The 17,271-nt window shown below is 59.8% G+C and carries 23 protein-coding genes; 10 read left to right on the plus strand and 13 right to left on the minus strand.

Annotated features, from left to right (window positions below):
- Positions 1 to 336 precede the first annotated feature (336 nt).
- On the minus strand, positions 337 to 504 hold the full coding sequence (locus ACZ5BO_RS25250; protein WP_177330230.1) for a hypothetical protein: 168 nt from the start codon (positions 502 to 504) through the stop codon (positions 337 to 339).
- A gap of 416 nt (positions 505 to 920) precedes the next feature.
- On the opposite strand from ACZ5BO_RS25250, the gene ACZ5BO_RS25255 reads away from it, so the two are divergent.
- Both ACZ5BO_RS25255 and ACZ5BO_RS25260 read left to right on the plus strand, forming a co-directional pair.
- On the plus strand, positions 921 to 1,484 hold the full coding sequence (locus tag ACZ5BO_RS25255) for a peroxiredoxin (protein ID WP_464696872.1): 564 nt from the start codon (positions 921 to 923) through the stop codon (positions 1,482 to 1,484).
- Positions 1,485 to 1,562: 78 nt separating this feature from the next.
- Positions 1,563 to 2,417: a LysR substrate-binding domain-containing protein gene (locus ACZ5BO_RS25260; protein WP_025127188.1), complete on the plus strand. Its 855-nt coding sequence runs from the start codon at positions 1,563 to 1,565 to the stop codon at positions 2,415 to 2,417.
- Here ACZ5BO_RS25260 and ACZ5BO_RS25265 read toward each other — a convergent pair.
- Positions 2,407 to 3,156 carry a sulfite exporter TauE/SafE family protein gene (locus ACZ5BO_RS25265; protein WP_025127187.1) on the minus strand — a complete coding sequence of 250 codons (750 nt, stop codon included), beginning with the start codon at positions 3,154 to 3,156 and terminating at the stop codon, positions 2,407 to 2,409. The genes ACZ5BO_RS25260 and ACZ5BO_RS25265 overlap by 11 nt on opposite strands.
- Before the next feature lie 106 nt (positions 3,157 to 3,262).
- Here ACZ5BO_RS25265 and ACZ5BO_RS25270 point away from each other — a divergent pair, with 106 nt between their 5' ends.
- From ACZ5BO_RS25270 to ACZ5BO_RS25280, 3 genes are all read left to right on the plus strand, one after another.
- Positions 3,263 to 4,213, plus strand: coding sequence for a LysR family transcriptional regulator (locus tag ACZ5BO_RS25270; RefSeq protein WP_025127186.1), 951 nt, complete (start codon positions 3,263 to 3,265; stop codon positions 4,211 to 4,213).
- Positions 4,214 to 4,289: 76 nt separating this feature from the next.
- Positions 4,290 to 4,751, plus strand: a complete 462-nt coding sequence (locus ACZ5BO_RS25275) for a MarR family winged helix-turn-helix transcriptional regulator (protein WP_025127185.1) — start codon at positions 4,290 to 4,292, stop codon at positions 4,749 to 4,751.
- Between the two features lie 215 nt (positions 4,752 to 4,966).
- A complete protein-coding gene (locus tag ACZ5BO_RS25280; RefSeq protein WP_025127184.1) occupies positions 4,967 to 5,386 on the plus strand; it encodes an organic hydroperoxide resistance protein in 420 nt (139 codons plus the stop codon).
- 71 nt (positions 5,387 to 5,457) lie between these two features.
- On the opposite strand, the gene ACZ5BO_RS25285 is transcribed toward ACZ5BO_RS25280, so the two are convergent.
- Together ACZ5BO_RS25285 and earP are read right to left on the minus strand one after the other, a co-directional pair.
- Positions 5,458 to 6,030: an elongation factor P gene (locus ACZ5BO_RS25285; RefSeq protein ID WP_025127183.1), complete on the minus strand. Its 573-nt coding sequence runs from the start codon at positions 6,028 to 6,030 to the stop codon at positions 5,458 to 5,460.
- A 48-nt stretch (positions 6,031 to 6,078) separates the two neighbouring features.
- Complete coding sequence (gene earP, locus ACZ5BO_RS25290) at positions 6,079 to 7,212, minus strand: elongation factor P maturation arginine rhamnosyltransferase EarP (RefSeq protein ID WP_464696873.1); 1,134 nt, start codon at positions 7,210 to 7,212, stop codon at positions 6,079 to 6,081.
- A gap of 124 nt (positions 7,213 to 7,336) precedes the next feature.
- On the opposite strand from earP, the gene ACZ5BO_RS25295 reads away from it, so the two are divergent.
- Positions 7,337 to 7,732, plus strand: a complete 396-nt coding sequence (locus tag ACZ5BO_RS25295; protein ID WP_464696874.1) for a hypothetical protein — start codon at positions 7,337 to 7,339, stop codon at positions 7,730 to 7,732.
- A gap of 2 nt (positions 7,733 to 7,734) precedes the next feature.
- A complete protein-coding gene (locus tag ACZ5BO_RS25300) occupies positions 7,735 to 8,217 on the plus strand; it encodes a GreA/GreB family elongation factor (protein ID WP_464696875.1) in 483 nt (160 codons plus the stop codon).
- 11 nt (positions 8,218 to 8,228) lie between these two features.
- Here the strand turns inward: ACZ5BO_RS25300 and cysB are convergent, their stop codons facing one another.
- The 5 genes from cysB to ACZ5BO_RS25325 all read right to left on the minus strand — a co-directional run bounded on the left by cysB (position 8,229) and on the right by ACZ5BO_RS25325 (position 12,189).
- The gene (gene cysB / locus ACZ5BO_RS25305) at positions 8,229 to 9,203 is read right to left on the minus strand and encodes an HTH-type transcriptional regulator CysB (protein ID WP_007931387.1); all 975 of its coding nucleotides are present in this window, start codon (positions 9,201 to 9,203) and stop codon (positions 8,229 to 8,231) included.
- A 111-nt stretch (positions 9,204 to 9,314) separates the two neighbouring features.
- Positions 9,315 to 9,815, minus strand: coding sequence for a universal stress protein (locus ACZ5BO_RS25310; RefSeq protein ID WP_025127179.1), 501 nt, complete (start codon positions 9,813 to 9,815; stop codon positions 9,315 to 9,317).
- A gap of 95 nt (positions 9,816 to 9,910) precedes the next feature.
- Positions 9,911 to 10,816, minus strand: a complete 906-nt coding sequence (locus tag ACZ5BO_RS25315) for a 5'-nucleotidase (protein ID WP_025127178.1) — start codon at positions 10,814 to 10,816, stop codon at positions 9,911 to 9,913.
- 30 nt (positions 10,817 to 10,846) lie between these two features.
- Positions 10,847 to 11,803 carry a putative 2-dehydropantoate 2-reductase gene (locus ACZ5BO_RS25320; RefSeq protein ID WP_464696876.1) on the minus strand — a complete coding sequence of 319 codons (957 nt, stop codon included), beginning with the start codon at positions 11,801 to 11,803 and terminating at the stop codon, positions 10,847 to 10,849.
- On the minus strand, positions 11,803 to 12,189 hold the full coding sequence (locus tag ACZ5BO_RS25325; RefSeq protein ID WP_464696877.1) for a thioredoxin family protein: 387 nt from the start codon (positions 12,187 to 12,189) through the stop codon (positions 11,803 to 11,805). Before ACZ5BO_RS25325 ends, ACZ5BO_RS25320 begins: the two co-directional genes overlap by 1 nt.
- Here ACZ5BO_RS25325 and ACZ5BO_RS25330 point away from each other — a divergent pair.
- Both ACZ5BO_RS25330 and ACZ5BO_RS25335 read left to right on the plus strand, forming a co-directional pair.
- Positions 12,188 to 12,622 (plus strand): PilZ domain-containing protein, encoded by a 435-nt coding sequence (locus tag ACZ5BO_RS25330; RefSeq protein ID WP_464696878.1) that lies wholly within the window; start codon positions 12,188 to 12,190, stop codon positions 12,620 to 12,622. The genes ACZ5BO_RS25325 and ACZ5BO_RS25330 overlap by 2 nt on opposite strands.
- A 140-nt stretch (positions 12,623 to 12,762) precedes the next feature.
- Complete coding sequence (locus ACZ5BO_RS25335) at positions 12,763 to 13,839, plus strand: 3-deoxy-7-phosphoheptulonate synthase (RefSeq protein ID WP_025127174.1); 1,077 nt, start codon at positions 12,763 to 12,765, stop codon at positions 13,837 to 13,839.
- A gap of 60 nt (positions 13,840 to 13,899) precedes the next feature.
- Here the strand turns inward: ACZ5BO_RS25335 and ACZ5BO_RS25340 are convergent, their stop codons facing one another.
- Positions 13,900 to 14,181: a GNAT family N-acetyltransferase gene (locus tag ACZ5BO_RS25340; RefSeq protein ID WP_011062548.1), complete on the minus strand. Its 282-nt coding sequence runs from the start codon at positions 14,179 to 14,181 to the stop codon at positions 13,900 to 13,902.
- Between the two features lie 646 nt (positions 14,182 to 14,827).
- Here ACZ5BO_RS25340 and oprI point away from each other — a divergent pair.
- Positions 14,828 to 15,079 (plus strand): outer membrane lipoprotei OprI, encoded by a 252-nt coding sequence (gene oprI / locus ACZ5BO_RS25345; RefSeq protein WP_003448337.1) that lies wholly within the window; start codon positions 14,828 to 14,830, stop codon positions 15,077 to 15,079.
- Between the two features lie 126 nt (positions 15,080 to 15,205).
- On the opposite strand, the gene ACZ5BO_RS25350 is transcribed toward oprI, so the two are convergent.
- The 3 genes from ACZ5BO_RS25350 to ACZ5BO_RS25360 form a co-directional block, all read right to left on the minus strand.
- On the minus strand, positions 15,206 to 16,180 hold the full coding sequence (locus ACZ5BO_RS25350) for a L,D-transpeptidase family protein (RefSeq protein ID WP_025127172.1): 975 nt from the start codon (positions 16,178 to 16,180) through the stop codon (positions 15,206 to 15,208).
- Positions 16,181 to 16,314: 134 nt separating this feature from the next.
- On the minus strand, positions 16,315 to 16,608 hold the full coding sequence (locus ACZ5BO_RS25355) for a hypothetical protein (RefSeq protein WP_025127171.1): 294 nt from the start codon (positions 16,606 to 16,608) through the stop codon (positions 16,315 to 16,317).
- Between the two features lie 56 nt (positions 16,609 to 16,664).
- Positions 16,665 to 17,270, minus strand: a complete 606-nt coding sequence (locus ACZ5BO_RS25360) for an arylesterase (RefSeq protein ID WP_025127170.1) — start codon at positions 17,268 to 17,270, stop codon at positions 16,665 to 16,667.
- Position 17,271 lies beyond the last annotated feature (1 nt).

Genomic DNA, 17,271 nt, shown 5'->3' on the forward strand with positions numbered 1-17,271 from the left:
ATCGCCCTCTCTTATCTTTCTCCAGATCGGGTGACCATAAACAAACTCTTCTGCGGCGGTATATTGCTCGTTCAGCAGAAAGATAACTTCCTCCGCCGTAAATTGGCTTCCCAGTGTCGACAAGTTGAGACTCTGGGCTATGCGCTCGACAATGAAAGCGTTATCACTGAGTGTCGAAACGGGGGCTTCCAGACACCCCAGCAGCAGTATCGAGTGGTTACCGATAGTACTACGCGCTAAAAATGGAGGGCTGCGCAACGGTTCAGATATATCGATATGATTAGTTCGAGTAGTGAGGTCCATTTCTGATCCTGCCCTCCAAAGTATTAGCGTTATTTACTCGACGATGGCTGCCCTAAGTTGCTTCGCCGCCTTCTCCGTGCGCTCCACCAGGCCTACCAGCGCCTTGAGGTCTTCAGGCGCCAGCTTGCCGGCTTTGAGCTTGGTCTTGAGCTGTGTCAGCTCGGCGGTGGTTGGCTCACTGTGTTCCGCTTTCACGTTCATGAAAGGACCCTCCAAAGTTGGTCACAATCCCAGTACAGACCATCTGTACATGGCAAACGCAACACTAGTATCGGAAGTTTCTTTAGGCAAACTCAAACAACCATAAAGTTGACCATTAATCGGCATGCGAGATATTCAGGCATTCTTATCGCGCAGCGAAATTAGCAATCGGCAATCTATAGCCAACAACCGGCAAACTTTCCAACAACTTATAGCCATCGCCGATAACTCTTATTACCAATACGCCATCCGCAATAAAAGTTAGAGAGTGAACCAATAAACCTGAGATCATTCATTAGCAGGCAGAGCATCAATTACCCGTCCCACTACTTGAACTGGATGAGCGCTACCGACACTCTGTGTATCCAGCACTCCCTGCTGCAATTGCCCAATGCTACTGATCAGGAGGAAGCGTCATGAGAGACATGCTGAGCGTGGACTGGTCGCGAATCCCGGCTCCCCAGGACGATGGTGCAGCCCGCCACCTGCAAGGCCTGCACTTACCCAGGCTGTTGCTGCCCTCCACCTCGGGTGCAGCGGTCGACCTTTCGGCCTTGCCCGGCAGAACCCTGGTGTATGTCTATCCGCGCATGGGACGGCCGGATTTGCCACTGCTGGAGGGCTGGGACATGACGCCCGGTGCCCGCGGTTGCACTCCGCAATCCTGTGGCTTTCGCGACCTGGCACAAGAGCTCGCAGCAGCCGGGGTGGACAAGTTGTTCGGCCTGTCAAACCAGGACAGCGCCTATCAGCGCGAAGCCGTCGAGCGGCTGCACCTGCCGTTCGCCCTGCTCTCCGATGCCCAGGGGCAACTGAGTGAGGCTCTGGCGTTGCCGGTATTCGAGTTGAACGGAAGCCGCTTTCTGAAACGCCTGACCCTAATTCTCAAGAGGGGGCGGGTCGAACAGCTGTTCTATCCGGTGTTTCCACCGGACCAGAATGCCCGGCAGGTGCTGGCCTGGCTGCAGGCCCAAGGATAAGGGTGACGCGGCGATCCTTCGGGGAATAAGATCAAGCCCAGGAATACCTTCCACCTCATGCATCTCAGGATTTGATCAATGTCCCAGTTCCCCAGCATCGACACCGAAGTGCTGCGCACCTTCGTCGCCATTGCCGATGAAGGTGGATTCACCCGGGCCGGGGAGCGGGTCAACCGCACCCAGTCAGCGGTGAGCATGCAGATGAAGCGCCTGGAGGAGGATGTGCTGCAGCGCCAGCTGTTCCAGCGCGATGGCCGCCAGGTCAAGCTGACCGCCGAGGGGCAGGTGCTGCTGGGCTATGCCCGGCGCATCCTGAAATTGCACAGCGAGGTGTTCAACACCCTGCGCGAACCGCACATGGTGGGCCTGGTACGCATCGGCACGCCGGATGACTACGTGATGCGCTTTCTGCCGGGGATCCTCTCGCGTTTTGCCCAGAGCTATCCGCTGATCCAGATCGAGGTGCACTGCGAGTCGAGCAAGCAGTTGCTGCAGCGCCAGGACCTGGACCTGTCGATCGTCACCCGCGAGCCGGGCAGCGAAATCGGCCAGCTGCTGCGCAAGGAGCGCTTCGTCTGGGCCGTGGCCCAGTGCTTCACTCCCCATGAACAGACGCCCCTGCCCCTGGCGATGTTCAACAGCGACTGCTTCTGCCGGCTATGGGCCTGCAATGCCCTGGACGCCGCCGGCCTCGACTATCGGATTGCCTACAACAGCTCCAGCCTGGCGGCGATCATGGCGGTGGTCAGCGCTGGGCTGGCGGTTACTGCGCAACTGGAAAGCCTGATCACCCCGGACATGCGCATTCTCGGCGAGAACGAAGGGCTGCCCCAGTTGCCGGAAGCCAGCATCATGCTGCTGCGCAACCTCAACACCCCTTCGCCGATCACCGAGTGTCTGGCGGAACATATTGTCGAAGGCTTCAAACTTTGAAGGCCAGCATCACCGCACAGATCGCCAGAAAACCGCAGAACAAGGCACGCAGCAGTCGCTCGGGCAAGGCATGGGCGACCTTCACTCCCCAACTGATGCTCAACAGGCCACCTGCGGCCAGGGGCAGGCCGATCATCCAGTCCACCTGATGGTGAAAGCCATAGGTCACCAGGGTCACGCCGGTACTGGGCAGGGCCAATGCTAGGGACAAGCCTTGCGCCACCACCTGGGAAGTACCGAAAACACTGGTCAGCACCGGCGTTGCCACCACCGCACCACCGACCCCGAAAAGCCCGCCCATGGCCCCGGACGCAGCGCCAAGCACCCCGAGCCACGGCCAGGGATAACGCATCTGCGCACTGGCCGGGGCGCTGGCGATGAACATGCGCAACAGGTTGTAGGCGGACAGCACCAGCAGAAAGACGACAAAACCGATGCGCATTTTCTGCGCGTCAATACCCACGGCCCAGATCGACCCCAGCCAGGCAAAACAGAAACCCATCAGCGCCAAGGGCAAGGCATGGCGCAACTCGATACGGTTGCGCTGGTGATAGCGCCACAGCGCCAGCATCACATTCGGCACCACCATCACCAGCGCCGTGCCCTGGGCAATCTGCTGGTCCAGGCCGAACAGCACACCCAGCACCGGAATCGCGATCAGGCCGCCGCCAATACCGAACAACCCACCGACCGTGCCCAGGGCCGCGCCCAACAACAGATACATCATCAACTCGATCAAAGCCGCTCTCCTCACCTCAGGCCTTGCATGCTACGCAGTCCGCCCTGGCACGGAAACGCACAGCAACGCACAATGGCTTTGCCGATTTCGCATAAGCGAGCTGACCATGAACCCCAATACCCTCACCGAACAACTTGGGCTGTTTCTGGATGTACTGGAGTCGGGCAGCTTCTCTGCCGCGGCTCGCCGTCATCCGCTGACTCCTTCGGCCGTGGCCCGGCGCATCGACAGCCTGGAAAGCGCCGTGGGCACCACCCTGTTCATGCGCACCACCCACGCCGTGGTGGCCACCGCGGCCGGCCAGGCATTTGCCGAACGGGCCCGGCGCATCGTCGCCGAACTGCAACTGGCCCGGGCGGAGGCCGTCTCCTTGAGCCATGCGCCGGAAGGCCTGATCCGCATCGACGCCCCGGCCGCCTTCGGCCGCCGCCACCTGGCGCCGGCCATTGCCGATTTCCTGGCGCTCTACCCGGGCCTGGATGTGCAGTTGCACCTGATCGACAGTTTCGTCGACATGCAGGGCTCCCACCTGGGCAAGGTTGACCTGGTGCTGCGCGCCGGGCAGCGGGTAGATACCCGGATGGTCGCCACCTCCCTGGCCAGCATCGTGCGGATCGCCTGCGCCAGCCCGTCCTACCTGAAAAGCCGTGGCACCCCGACTCACCCTGCCGAACTCAGCCAGCACGATGGCCTCGACTGGGACGGCCTGGCCCCTCTGTTCGCCTGGCGCTTTGAACTCGACGGCCAAGTGCAAAGCCATCGCCCGCAACGCATCCGCCTTGGCGCCAACAATGCCGAAGCCCTGCTTTCCGGGGCTCTGGCCGGCCTGGGCATCGCCCACCTGCCCACCTGGCTGGTGAGCGAATACCTGCTGCGGGGGGAACTGGTACCGCTGTTCTGCGACGCCGGCCTGCCCAAACCGGAAACCGCCGGCATCTATGCGCTGCGCATGGAGCAGCACCCCAATGCTCGCAGCCGTCTGCTGCTGGAATACCTGAAGAGCCGTTTCAGCCCGATTCCGCCCTGGGACCTGGCACTGCAGAGTGCAATGGGCTAATCCGGGACGAAAATTGTCTAGCGCATTAAAGACTCGCCCGCTAGATTCATGACCATCAACGATCAAGGCATTTACCATGACCACCGAGCAGTCTTCCCAGCCCCCTTGCGATCACTTGTTGCTGGACAACCAGGTGTGTTTCGCCCTGCACTCCACCTCACTGCTGATGACCAAGGTGTACAAACCACTGCTGCAGAAGCTGGGGCTGACCTACCCGCAGTACCTGGCCATGCTGGTGCTCTGGGAACAGGACAGGCTGACGGTCGGCGAGATCAGCCAGCGCCTGTTGACCGATCCCGGCTCGCTGACCCCCTTGCTCAAGCGCCTGGAGGCCGAGGGCCTGCTCAGCCGCACCCGCAGCCGTGAGGACGAGCGTGTAGTGATCGTCGAACTGACTGAACAAGGCCGCGCTCTGCGCGAGCAGGCCCGGGATATTCCACAGTGCATCCTGGGCGCCAGCGGCCGGAGCGTGGAGCAACTGCAACAGTTGCAAGCGGACCTGCAGGTACTGCGCAGGCATTTGCAGGACAGCCTCTGAGGTAGCCCTGGCGCCCCCACCCGCCAGGGACAGCAGTCGTCTTCAACAAAAAAATATCTTTTTTAAATCAACGACCTGGCCTTGATTTTGAGCATAGGGCGAGTTTTGTCGAATTATTTATATTGTGCACTAAATATTTGCGCGATACATTTATTTCGCAATTACTTGGCGCGCAAACAATTAGCGCAAAAATCACCAGCACGAGGTTTTCCACCATGCAGACTCTCTACACCGCAGTTGCAACCGCCACCGGTGGCCGTGACGGCCGCGCGGTTTCCAGCGATCACATCCTCGACGTCAAGCTGGCCACTCCCAAGGAGCTGGGCGGTGCCGGCGGGCAGGCGACCAACCCGGAACAACTGTTCGCCGCCGGCTACTCGGCCTGCTTCATCGGCGCCCTGAAGTTCGTCGCCAGCCAGAGCAAACGCAAGATCCCGGACGACGCCTCGATCACCGCCCACGTTGGTATCGGCCAGATCCCTGGCGGTTTCGGCCTGGACATCGACCTGCATGTCAGCCTGCCCGGCCTGGCCCAGGACGAAGCACAAAGCCTGGTGGATGCGGCGCATCAGGTCTGCCCTTACTCCAATGCCACCCGTGGCAATGTCGAGGTGCGCCTGCACGTCAGTGTCTGAAAGGCCAAATCCCAGGCATAAAAAAGCCCGACTCAAGGTCGGGCTTTTTCATCTGCAAAGGCGAACCAGGTTTAAACCTTGGCGCGGCCTTTGTAGGAACCGCCTTCGCGGGTATCGATCTCGATCCAGTCGCCGATCTCGATGAAGTCAGCAACGCTGAGCTCAGTACCGTTTTTCAGTTTGGCAGGCTTCATGACCTTGCCCGAAGTGTCGCCGCGAGCGGAACCTTCGGTGTAGTCAACCTGGCGCACGATGGTGGTCGGCAGGTCAACGGAAACCAGACGGTCGTCGAAGAACACGGCTTCGCAAACGTCAGTCATGCCTTCTTCGATGAACGGCAGAACCGCTTCGATGTCTTCAGCGTTCAGCTCGTACATGGTGTAGTCAGTGGTGTCCATGAACGTGTAGGTGTCGCCGCTGATGAACGACAGGGTCGCTTCTTTGCGATCCAGGATCACGTCGTCCAGCTTGTCGTCCGCACCGTAAACGGTTTCGGTCTTGTAACCGGTCAGCAGGTTCTTCAGCTTGGTCTTCATGATCGCGCTGTTACGACCCGACTTGGTGAATTCAGCTTTCTGAACCAGCCAAGGATCGTTGTCGATACGGATCACGGTACCGGGTTTGAGTTCTTTACCAGTTTTCATTGCGAATATCCGAATTTGGATGGGATTTACAAAAATCTAGGCCGCGTATCATATCCAATTTAGGTAAAACTGCACCAGCGCTGCGGCAAGATCGGCCTGCAAGCCTTGTTCCAGACACCATTGTTCGGCGTGTGCGGAGACTTCCGGCCAGTGCTGCAGCAGGTTTTTCCAGGCTTCGGCCATCTGCGCTTCGGTATTCCAGGCCCGCCACAAGGCCAGAACCGCGGCCTTGGCAGCGGGCGAAAGAGCCTGGGTATACAGCGCGAGAAAGGCTTCGAGCTTGTCCAGGTGGGTGTCTTCGTCCTGGCGATAGATATGCCAGAGCATCGGCCGCCCGGCCCATTGTGCCCGCACGAAGGAATCCTCCCCCCGCACCGCATTGAAATCGCAGCACCACAGCAAGCGGTCGTAATCTTCCTGGCGCACAAAAGGCAGGACCTGGACAGTCAGGGACTGGCGCACCTGCAGGCTGCCAACGGCCAGCGACTCGACGCCCAGCCAACGCTGGACATCACCCAGGATGCGCCCTTCGGGCACCAGCAGGTGAGTCGGCTGGACGTCACTCGCCAGGGCCTGGAGCCAGCTGCCAAGGCCGGCGTTTTCATAGGCGAACAACGACATCAACCGTGCACCGGCGGCGGGCGCGACCCGCAGCCCCTGGAGAAAGTCCACCTGGGCCTGGCGATCAGCCTGGAAATTCCGCCGCTGCTCGAGCAGTCCAGCCTCGCGCAACAAACCTCCCGTGCCGGCCTTGAATCCGGGAAAGAAGAAGTACTTCTGCACCCCGCGAAACTTCACCGAAGGCAGTCCGTGGCACCCGCCAACCCAGTCTTCTGCGCTCAAATAATCCAGGTTCAACCACAACGGCGCACGCTCACGGTCGGCCATTGCCTCCATGTAGCCATGGGGCAACTGGCAGGCAAAAGCGGCGATCACCACATCGGCAGCCGCTTCAGCCGGCCACTCGACGGGCCAGTGCCGCACCTCGACGCCATCCTGGAACTGGCGTGCCTGCCGGGCATCGATCTGCGGGCAGATCCTTTCGAAAGCCCGCAGGTCATCGACCCACAAGCGCACCACGCACTGATGCTCGGCCACCAGTTGACGAGCCAGACGCCAGGTCACCCCGATATCGCCGAAGTTATCGACCACGCTGCAAAAAATGTCCCAGGAGGCTTTCATTCCAGTCCTCGATTGGCAAAGGCGCCGATTGTCCGCATAAATGCGCCTGCGCAGAAGGGCCAACCTCGATTAATCTTCGTGCGACAATCAGCCCTCGCCCACTACCGCCCGCCAGGAGGCAACCATGCCCCATCGCCCGCCCGCCCGTCGCCCCTTGCGCATCAGGTTCAATGCCCTGGCGCTCTGTGCCAGCATCGCCCTGGGCCTGTGGCTGGGCTTTCTGGCAATTGCCCTGACCTGCTGGCTGGCCATGCATTTTCTCTTCAGCGAGCAATTGGCGCCCGTGACCCAGGCCGTGCAGCAATTGGCCAAACCGTCAGTGGCCACGCCAGAACCGCCCAACCGACTGTTCGAGCAGTATCAGGAAAACCTGCGCAAGAACGAAGAGGCGCAATCCCTGGAGAACGCCCGCAGCAACCCGCGCAACCTGAACAATCCCAAGTGCCAGTTCTGGCTGCAGCAGGACCAGACGGCACCCAACGACAAGAGCCGGGCCAATGTCCTGCAATTCTGTAATTGATCATGAATAAACAGTCTGTCTGCAAACTGATTCTGCAACAGCTTCAGGATGACCTGGAGATTGCCGTGCGCGCCGCCAAGACCGCCTACGAAACCGCCACTCACGAAGAGAATATTGCCGAGAACAAATACGACACCTTAGGACTGGAAGCTTCCTACCTGGCGGCAGGCCAGGCTCGGCGGGTGGAGGAAATCCGCCTGGCCCTGAATCTTTGGCAAAATCTGCCCCTGCGTCCCTACGACGCTCGATCCGGAATTCAAGTCGGCACGCTGCTGGGGCTGGAAGATGAAGACGGCCACGAGCAATGGCTGTTCCTGGGGCCCGATGGGGCAGGACTGAAAGTCCATGTGGTGGGCCAACTGGTGACCGTCATCACCCCGCGCTCCCCGCTGGGCAACAGCCTGCTGGGCAAGTTCGAGGAGGATGAGGTGGAGATCGTGGTGGCCGGCACTCGGCAACAGTTCACTGTCACCGAGGTCCGGTAAGCGGGGCAGTATCAGTGGACCGGCAGTTCGACACCGTCGAACAGTTCTTCCAGCTCCTGCTTGTTATGGCACTGAATTGCCTTGGCCATGACTTCGCGGGTGAGGTGCGGGGCGAACTTCTCGATGAAGTCGCACATGAAGCCGCGCAGGAAAGTACCGCGACGGAAACCGATCTTGGTGATGCTCGACTCGAACAGCTCACTGGCATCCAGCACCACCAGGTCGCTGTCGAGCTTGGTATCGACCGCCATCTTGGCCACGATGCCTACACCCAGGCCCAGGCGTACATAAGTCTTGATCACGTCAGCGTCGGCGGCAGTGAACACCACTTTGGGCGTCAGGCCGCGATGACTGAAGGCTTCGTCGAGCTTGGAGCGACCGGTGAAACCGAATACGTAGGTGACGATCGGGTACTCAGCCAGGGTTTCCAGAGTCAGCTTCGGCAACTTGGTTAGCGGGTGGCCTTGAGGCACCACCACGCAACGATTCCAGCGGTAGCAGGGCATCATCACCAGATCACCGAACAGTTCCAGTGCTTCGGTGGCAATGGCGAAATCCACCGTGCCGTCGGCGGCCATTTCCGCGATCTGCATCGGCGAGCCCTGATGCATGTGCAGGGCCACGTCCGGGTACTGCTTGATGAAGCTGCTGATCACCGGCGGCAACGCATACCTTGCCTGGGTGTGGGTAGTGGCGATGGACAGGGTGCCTTTCTTCTCGTTGGAGAACTCCTGGGCAATCTGTTTGATGCTCTCGACTTTGCGCAGGATCTCGCCTGCCGTGGTGATGATCCGCTCACCTGCCGGGGTCACACGGGTCAGGTGCTTGCCGCTGCGGGCAAAGACTTCAACCCCCAGCTCGTCCTCCAGCAGACGGATCTGCTTGCTGATACCCGGTTGCGAGGTGTAAAGGCTTTGCGCGGTAGCGGAGACGTTGAGGTCGTGGTGCGCCACTTCCCAGATGTAGCGCAATTGTTGAAGCTTCATATGAATCCCTCAAAGCAGGTAGACGCCACGGGTATCAGCGACGGTATATAACTATATTAATGGTCAGGAGAATAAATCTAGAACTTTTATTCAGAATTTTCCATTCCGCCTTCAGACATCCTCCTGGCGTCGACGCTGTACCAGAGGCACCAGGTAAACCGGCACTTTGGCCAGCTGCAAAACCCGCGCTGCCGTACGCCCCAAAGGGGTTTGCGCTCCGACCCCGTGGCTGTGACTTCCTACGATCAGCAAATCCACCGAGAGTTTCGCCGCCTGGTCCAGAATCACCTGGGACGGATCCCCCTGAAGGACCCGCACCGACTGGATCAAGGTCAGGTCCTGCAAGCCCTCCCCCAACTCTTCGCGAAAGCTGTCCAGCACTCGCTGCTCGATATTGGCCATCACCGTGCTCAACCCCTGGCGATGAAACTCGTTCAGCGATTGCTCATCCAGGTAGCTCTGCAGCACCGATTCGGCGAACAGTCCCATGGGTTCCACGGCGTGCACTACATGTAAGTCGGCATTGAACGTTCGAGCCAGTTCCAGGGCATGCTGCATTACAAAAGGCGCATACAGACCGAGGTCGGTGGCATACAGCATCGAACGAATCATATGACCTCCTCAACTGCCAATACGGCGGAGATTGATTCAGCTTAGCAGTGCCTGGAACTGTGGGAGGTTCGACGCCAGCCCCTGAACTTGAAGGCTCAGGTTCTGGCTTCGTTGCTGATGCCGTGGGGAACATGACCGGTGGCGACTACCTCGCGCGCCAATTCGCAATGACCAGCCTGGTCGTCGAAAAACACATCGGCGGCGAAGGCTTCGAGGAAGGCGGCCTTTTCCAGTCCACCCAGGAACAGCGACTCGTCGAGGCGGATATCCCACTCGCGCAAGGTGCGGATCACCCGCTCGTGAGCCGGTGCCGAGCGCGCGGTGACCAGGGCGGTGCGGATCGGGCAGGCGTCGTTGGGAAACTCGCCCTGGAGCAGGTTGAGCGCCGCCAGGAATCCCTTGAACGGTCCGCCCGGCAATGGCTCCCGAGCCGCTTGCCGCTCACTGGCCTGGAAGGCTTCCAAGCCGCCCGACTGGTAGACCCGCTCCGAGTCATCGGAGAACAGTACGGCGTCACCGTCGAAGGCAATGCGCAACTCGCCATTCTCGGCACGCCGAGCGCCGCCGGAGAGGATGGTCGCGGCGGCGAACCCGGCCTCCAGCGCACTGCGCACATCTTCAGCATGCGTGGAGAGAAACAGGTCGCAGCCAAAAGCCGCCAGATAAGGGTAGGGACTGCGCCCGCCAACGAACGCGGCGCGGGAAATGGCCAGGCCGTAGTGCTCGATCGAGTTGAAAACCCGCAAGCCGGTGTCGGCGCTGTTGCGCGACACCAGCACCACCTCGACCCGTGCTCGCCCCAGGCTGGCATTCAGGCTGAGCAGCTTTTTCACCAGGGGAAATGCATCGCCCGGTTCGAGTGTCTCTTCCTCATGTTCGATCTGGTACTGCCGATAGGCCTCGACCCCCTGGGCCAGATAGACCTTGTGGCTGTCGCTCAGGTCGAACAGCGCCCGTGACGAAATCGCCACCACCAGTTTGCCATCCAGGCCCTTGGCCATATTCCGTCCCCTTCAGGTGATGAGCTCAGCTCAAGCGTGATGCCGGTCGATGAAACTCAAGGCCTGGTACAGCGCCCGGATTTTCGGCAACTCACACCCCGCTGCCCGCGCCGCCGCCAAAGGAGCGGCATAGATAGCCGCCAGCTCCAGGGGCCGCTGGTGCAGAAAATCATGGTACATGCTCGGCCAGTAGTCGGGCATCTGTTCGGTGGACTTGAACAGCTGCTGTGCATACACCGCCGGGATCTCGTAGCCGCAGGCCGCTGCGCCCTGCAGCACTTCCTCCATCAGGTCCTGAATCAACTCGCGACTGCCGGGATCAGCCATCAGCGGCGTAGTGCTGGCCTTGAGCAGCACCGACAAACCGTTGTACGGCACATTCCACACCAGCTTCTGCCAGCGAGCCTGATGCAGGTTGTTCATGGCCTGGGAAGCGATCCCGGCCTCGCGAAACAGTGCCGCGCCCTCCTCGACAATGGCCTGGCTCAGACCCGGCTCTGCGCTGGCTGGACCGCTGTGATAGCCCAGGTTCACAGCTCCGAGGGCCTGATGCTCGATCTGCCCCGGACCGGCGCGATGCACACAGATAAAGCACAGCCCTCCCAACAGGTGCAGCGACTCGGGAAGCACCGCACGCAGGCTGTCCTCCACGTCCAGGCCGTTTTGCAATACCAGGATCCTGGCATCGGGGGCCGCTGCCTGGATAAGCGCCGGAGCCAGTTCGACATTGCTGGTGGTCTTGGCCCCCACCAACAGCCAGTCACAGGGCGGCATGTCTTCGGCACGGGCATAGGCCTGCACCGGCTTCAGGCTCAACGCCCCATGCTGGGCACTGTTGAGATGCAGGCCCTGTTCGACCACGGTCGAATATTCGCTGCGCAATAGAAAGTGCACATCGAAGCCGGCTCGGGCCAGCATCACGCCGTAAAAACCTCCGATCGCTCCGGTCCCGATAATGCCCACACGCGGTTTACGGCCTGCATCCATCAAGGCAACTCCTCTGGTATTCGGTTAAGCGCCTGACGCAAGTTTGCAATGAGCTCCACTTGCGTCAACCGCGACTGCAGAGCGCCATGAAACTCGCCATTGCGCACCACAAACAGGGCGGGCAGGTGAAACACCTGATAACGCTCCACCGCACCGCCGTTCTCGCCCGCATCGATCCAGCACAAACGATCGACCGGCAGCTCAAGAGCGGGCAGTTGCGCCCGCGCCCAACGACAGCCGGAACAGCCAATACTGGTGAAAACCACCAGAGAAACGCCGTCCAGGCCCAGCAATTGCTGGTCGATATCGAAGTCGGTCAGTTCCAATTCGACCACTATACTGGGGGAGACAATGTCAATTGGACGACACTTGGAGCCTGCGCTCATGGGACGTTTTCTGCCTCATCCTGATGATGTTCCGGTTGAACTGACTCTGCGCCAGTACGCCTGTATCTCGCGCCAGCGGTTGCACACTATCAGCCTCGGCGGTATGGCATGCAATTACCATCGGGCCTGGCGTCGCGGCACGGCGCTGGAGGTCCATATGCCGACGCTGGGCGAGAATGCCCGCTACAACGGTTATGTCGCCTGGTGCCTGAAACGCAAGCGCGGCTACCTGGTGGGCATCGCCTTCGTCGATGAGCAGACCCTGTTCGGGGCACGCATGGGTGAGCAGGTGTGCCAGATCGCCCGCTACTGTCGCCTGCATGAACCGCAAAGCGAACAGCAATGCATCGAAGCACTGGCCCTGGACTGGGTCGAGCAGCATGCCCAGGACTATTCCGAAGACAGCGTGCACCAGGCTTTTATGCAGCCATAGCCCAATAAAACCGCCGCCTGCCCATTGTAGAGTCACCGGGTAACGCGCTAAGGTTCCGCTCCCCGACGCGCTCAAATCCGCTGTGCTCCGCCGCGCGGGGATCGCTGGCGGCCGGCACCCGTGACCTGACGAGTAACACGATGGCTGATTTACCGATCAACGACCTTAACGTCGCCTCCAACGAGACCCTGATCACCCCTGATCAACTCAAACGAGACATCCCGCTGAGCGACACCGCCTTGCGCACCGTGACCAAGGGTCGCGAGGTCATTCGCAATATCCTCGACGGCACCGACCATCGTCTGTTCATCGTCATTGGGCCCTGCTCGATCCACGACATCAAGGCGGCCCACGAATACGCCGAGCGGCTCAAGGCCCTGGCGGCGGAAGTGTCCGATACCCTGTACCTGGTCATGCGGGTCTACTTCGAAAAGCCCCGGACCACTGTCGGCTGGAAAGGCCTGATCAACGACCCCTACCTGGATGACTCGTTCAAGATCCAGGACGGCCTGCACATCGGCCGCCAACTGCTGCTGGACCTGGCTGACATGGGCCTGCCCACCGCCACCGAAGCGCTGGACCCGATCTCCCCGCAGTACCTGCAGGACCTGATCAGCTGGTCGGCCATTGGCGCGCGTACCACCGAATCCCAGACCCACCGGGAAATGGCCTCGGGCCTGTCCTCGGCAGTAGGTTTCAAGAATGGCACCGACGGTGGCCTGACCGTGGCGATCAACGCCTTGCAGTCGGTTTCCAGCCCGCACCGTTTCCTCGGGATCAACCCACAGGGCGGCGTGTCGATCGTCACCACCAAAGGCAACGCCTACGGTCACGTGGTGCTGCGGGGCGGCAACGGCAAGCCCAACTATGACTCGGTCAGTGTCGCGGTCTGTGAGCAGGCGCTGACCAAGGCCAAGATCAAGCCGAACATCATGATCGACTGCAGCCATGCCAACTCCAACAAGGATCCGGCCCTGCAGCCTCTGGTCATGGAGAACGTCGCCAACCAGATCCTCGAAGGCAACCAGTCGATCATCGGCCTGATGGTCGAGAGCCACTTGAACTGGGGCTGCCAGGCTATTCCGAAGGACCTCTCGGAACTGCAGTACGGCGTCTCGGTCACCGATGCCTGCATCGACTGGGAAAGCACCGAGAAGACCCTGCGTGGCATGCATGCCAAGCTCAAGGACGTTCTGCCGAAACGCAATCGCAGCTGATTGTTTTCGACGGACACAAAAACGCCGGGCCAAGCCCGGCGTTTTTTATGGTCGCCCCAGTCAGAGTTTCGCGGCGTGGCGCTGATGGCGCTCCATGTAGCGCTCAACGTAGGAACAGGACGGAATCACTGTGTAGCCCATGCGTTCGGCGTACTCCAGTGCCTGTTCGGTCAGTGCCGCGGCAATTCCACGCCCACGCAAAGCGTTGGGCACGAAGGTGCGGTAGATATCCAGGGTCTGCTTACCCAGGTCCATATAGGTCAGGTAGGCACGATGACCGTCCACATTGGTCTCGAACTGATGACCAGCCTGGTCATGGTGGATGGACAACGCCTCGCTCATCACTACTCCTTGCGGGTCTGGAATACCGACCCCTACCTTACCGATGTTTTTCCGGCGAAGGAACAACTTACGCCACCTCGTGCCTGTCTGACGCCAAGCAACTGCTTTCGCTCTTGCACCATGAGCACGTTACAAAATAGTAGGCGCCATTGGCATAAATGCTCAAGCTACGCTCGTCACAGATCGGCAGCTATGCCCCCCCGCATCGCTTGAGGAAGCGTCGCCACGATCAAGGCAAGAAGGCCCTGAGGCTATACATCGCCGGATGCTGAAACTTGAGACGAACGCCGCCTTTTAAAGTCACCGCCAAGATGGACAAAGATAGGCTTGGGCCTGCAGAGAATCTGAAGAAAAGTGTCACTGACACAATATAGATCGACTTTAGCCTAGACTCTGAAACAGTGCCTGGAAAAGTCCGAGAGCCATGCTGGCAAACAAACAGCATTCCCCTGGCAGGGCCTTGCCGCTGAATATTTTTTATACAACCTGCTAAAAAGTTGCTCGAAAAAGATTCAACGCCTAGAATTTTTTTTGCTTCTTGCGCTACGTCAGTTTACTTACTACAAGTAATGGGTAGTATGTACGCCGGCTATTTCCTCACTCTGAGGTGATAGCTACTAATAGAAAGTCCTTGAAGGGGAACACGATGAACAACGTTCTGAAATTCTCTGCTCTGGCTCTGGCCGCAGTTCTGGCTACCGGTTGCAGCAGCGTATCCAAAGAAACCGAAGCTCGTCTGACTGCTACTGAAGACGCAGCAGCTCGTGCTCAGGCTCGTGCAGACGAAGCCTATCGTAAAGCTGATGAAGCTCTGGCTGCTGCTCAAAAAGCACAACAGACTGCTGACGAAGCTAACGAGCGCGCTCTGCGTATGCTGGAAAAAGCTAGCCGCAAGTAATAGTCCCTCGGGATTGTTATCAAGCCGCCCCATTTTATGGGTCGGCTTTTTTATTGCCCGGTGTTTTCCACCGACAATAAAAAACCCGCGGATGCCAAGCGGTATCCGCGGGTTCAGTTGCAGCGCTTACTGCTGCAGATCGAAAGGTGTGCTGGACAGTGAGGTCGCAGGCGTTGCCGTCGGCACGGCAATCTCGACCGGCAGGCCGTCTTCGGCCGCCACTACATCACGCACCACATCCCAGTTCATGCGCAGGTTGTTGGCCAGATCTTCCCGTTTGAGCAAGGCATTGATCACCGCTGTGTGTTTGTCGACCACCGAAGGATTGCCCTTGTCATCCAACGGCGTATGAGCCTCCAGATAGACTTTGCCGCCACTGACGCCGAACTTGTACGGGTCATTGATGATGCGCACAGAAGTCCCTACCGGAACCATGCCCGCCATTTCCAGCACGTTGTTGTTCAACATGCGGAAACAACCATGACTGGTGCGCATGCCAATGCCGAACTTCTTGTTCGAGCCGTGAATCAGATAACCCGGTGTGCCCAGGGTGAACTTGAAGGGCCCCAACGGGTTATCCGGCCCTGCCGGGACGACGTTCGGCAGCGGATCGCCATCAGCCGCGTGCTCGGCCTTGATCGACGCCGGAGGTGTCCAGGTCGGGTTAGGCGTTTTTGCGGTGATGCTGGTATGGGCGATCGGTGATCCCCAGCCTTCACGGCCAATACCCAGCGGGAAGGTATAGACCACGTTCCGGCCCTTGGGGAAATAGTACAGGCGATATTCCGCAAGGTTGATCACGATGCCTTCGCGAGGCCCCGGAGGGAGGATGAAGCGCGTGGGCAGGACCACCTCGGTGCCCGCTCCGGGCAACCAGGGGTCGACACCCGGGTTGGCTGCCACCATCTCCAGGTAACCCAGGTCATAAGCGGTGCCCAGGTCGGCGAAGGTGTCCTCATACTTGGCCTTGATCACCTGCACCTGGCCAACGATGTCTTCACCAGGCGGCGGTAGAGGCAGTTCCAACGCAGCAACGGGACCGGCCACACACAATGCGGCAAGTGTCAGGCAGCGGGTGACGACGGGGAGACGCGGCAACATCCGGATAATCCTTCGCATGAACAACGAATGAAAGAAGCACGATTGTACACCCCGCCCCCTGGCTACGGGAGCCAGGCAAGGGAGACAAGCGCAGACATGTGAAATCCCTGTCGAAACGGTCCGCTATCGACCGTCTACAGCTCGAAACGCAACTCAGGCCAGATCGGCGGAGTACCACGTTTTTGCGACTCCAGAATCGCCCGGCACAACGGACAGAGTCGCTGATCCTGGAAAATCGTTCGATCCACACTCGACCAGCGCGGCTGTGCGGGCAGCAAGGTGCCGCACAAGGTCCGGTCGGCGGAGCCCCCCAACTCCAGCTGACGCGTCACCAGATGCACCTTAACTTCCTGGCAGGCGAACAGGTCAAGCTGTTCATCAGGCTCGATCAGTTGATAGGCAAACAGGGACCAGGCGGGACGCGGCATCGGGGGCTCCAAATCGGGGGCGCCACATTAGCCGAAACACTGCCACGAGAAAAGCGTCAAAGCAGCGGTTTTAGCGTCGGCCAGACATTTTCCAGCAACTTGCCCTGAGCCGCCGCTGCGGGGTGCAGACCGTCGGCCTGCATCAGCTCCGGATGGCCACCGATCCCATCAAGAAAAAACGGCACCAGGGCCACCTGCTTATCACTGGCCAACTGGCCATAGACCTGGGCAAAAGCCTTGGTATAGCGCACCCCATAGTTGGGTGGCAATTGCATGCCCAGCAACAGGACCTTGGCACCACCGGCCTGGGCACTGTCGATCATCGACGCAAGATTTTGTTGCAATTGCTGGGGCGGCTGACCACGCAAGCCATCATTGCCCCCCAACTCGAGGACCATGACTTCAGGCTGATGCTCTGCAAGCAGCGCCGGCAGCCGCGCCAGGCCTCCGGCACTGGTATCACCACTGACCGAGGCATTGACCACCTTGTCGGTGAAACCCTGGTCCTTGAGGCGCTTCTCCAGCAGGGCTACCCACCCCTGGCGGGTATCCAGGCCGAAAGCCGCACTGATACTATCGCCAACGATCAGGATCGTACCCGCCGCTGCGTTCTGGGCCATGCACATCAAGGCCAGGCCGGCACTCAAAAACCATACACGCATC

Source organism: Pseudomonas sp. FFPRI_1 (assembly GCF_055384485.1).

Coding starts and splice junctions, on each gene's coding strand:
- ACZ5BO_RS25250 (WP_177330230.1), bottom strand. CDS start 504: ATGAACGTGAAAGCGGAACACAGTGAGCCAACCACCGCCGAGCTGACA.
- ACZ5BO_RS25255 (WP_464696872.1), top strand. CDS start 921: ATGAGAGACATGCTGAGCGTGGACTGGTCGCGAATCCCGGCTCCCCAG.
- ACZ5BO_RS25260 (WP_025127188.1), top strand. CDS start 1,563: ATGTCCCAGTTCCCCAGCATCGACACCGAAGTGCTGCGCACCTTCGTC.
- ACZ5BO_RS25270 (WP_025127186.1), top strand. CDS start 3,263: ATGAACCCCAATACCCTCACCGAACAACTTGGGCTGTTTCTGGATGTA.
- ACZ5BO_RS25275 (WP_025127185.1), top strand. CDS start 4,290: ATGACCACCGAGCAGTCTTCCCAGCCCCCTTGCGATCACTTGTTGCTG.
- ACZ5BO_RS25280 (WP_025127184.1), top strand. CDS start 4,967: ATGCAGACTCTCTACACCGCAGTTGCAACCGCCACCGGTGGCCGTGAC.
- ACZ5BO_RS25285 (WP_025127183.1), bottom strand. CDS start 6,030: ATGAAAACTGGTAAAGAACTCAAACCCGGTACCGTGATCCGTATCGAC.
- earP (WP_464696873.1), bottom strand. CDS start 7,212: ATGAAAGCCTCCTGGGACATTTTTTGCAGCGTGGTCGATAACTTCGGC.
- ACZ5BO_RS25295 (WP_464696874.1), top strand. CDS start 7,337: ATGCCCCATCGCCCGCCCGCCCGTCGCCCCTTGCGCATCAGGTTCAAT.
- ACZ5BO_RS25300 (WP_464696875.1), top strand. CDS start 7,735: ATGAATAAACAGTCTGTCTGCAAACTGATTCTGCAACAGCTTCAGGAT.
- cysB (WP_007931387.1), bottom strand. CDS start 9,203: ATGAAGCTTCAACAATTGCGCTACATCTGGGAAGTGGCGCACCACGAC.
- ACZ5BO_RS25310 (WP_025127179.1), bottom strand. CDS start 9,815: ATGATTCGTTCGATGCTGTATGCCACCGACCTCGGTCTGTATGCGCCT.
- ACZ5BO_RS25315 (WP_025127178.1), bottom strand. CDS start 10,816: ATGGCCAAGGGCCTGGATGGCAAACTGGTGGTGGCGATTTCGTCACGG.
- ACZ5BO_RS25320 (WP_464696876.1), bottom strand. CDS start 11,803: ATGGATGCAGGCCGTAAACCGCGTGTGGGCATTATCGGGACCGGAGCG.
- ACZ5BO_RS25330 (WP_464696878.1), top strand. CDS start 12,188: ATGGGACGTTTTCTGCCTCATCCTGATGATGTTCCGGTTGAACTGACT.
- ACZ5BO_RS25325 (WP_464696877.1), bottom strand. CDS start 12,189: ATGAGCGCAGGCTCCAAGTGTCGTCCAATTGACATTGTCTCCCCCAGT.
- ACZ5BO_RS25335 (WP_025127174.1), top strand. CDS start 12,763: ATGGCTGATTTACCGATCAACGACCTTAACGTCGCCTCCAACGAGACC.
- ACZ5BO_RS25340 (WP_011062548.1), bottom strand. CDS start 14,181: ATGAGCGAGGCGTTGTCCATCCACCATGACCAGGCTGGTCATCAGTTC.
- oprI (WP_003448337.1), top strand. CDS start 14,828: ATGAACAACGTTCTGAAATTCTCTGCTCTGGCTCTGGCCGCAGTTCTG.
- ACZ5BO_RS25350 (WP_025127172.1), bottom strand. CDS start 16,180: ATGTTGCCGCGTCTCCCCGTCGTCACCCGCTGCCTGACACTTGCCGCA.
- ACZ5BO_RS25355 (WP_025127171.1), bottom strand. CDS start 16,608: ATGCCGCGTCCCGCCTGGTCCCTGTTTGCCTATCAACTGATCGAGCCT.
- ACZ5BO_RS25360 (WP_025127170.1), bottom strand. CDS start 17,270: ATGCGTGTATGGTTTTTGAGTGCCGGCCTGGCCTTGATGTGCATGGCC.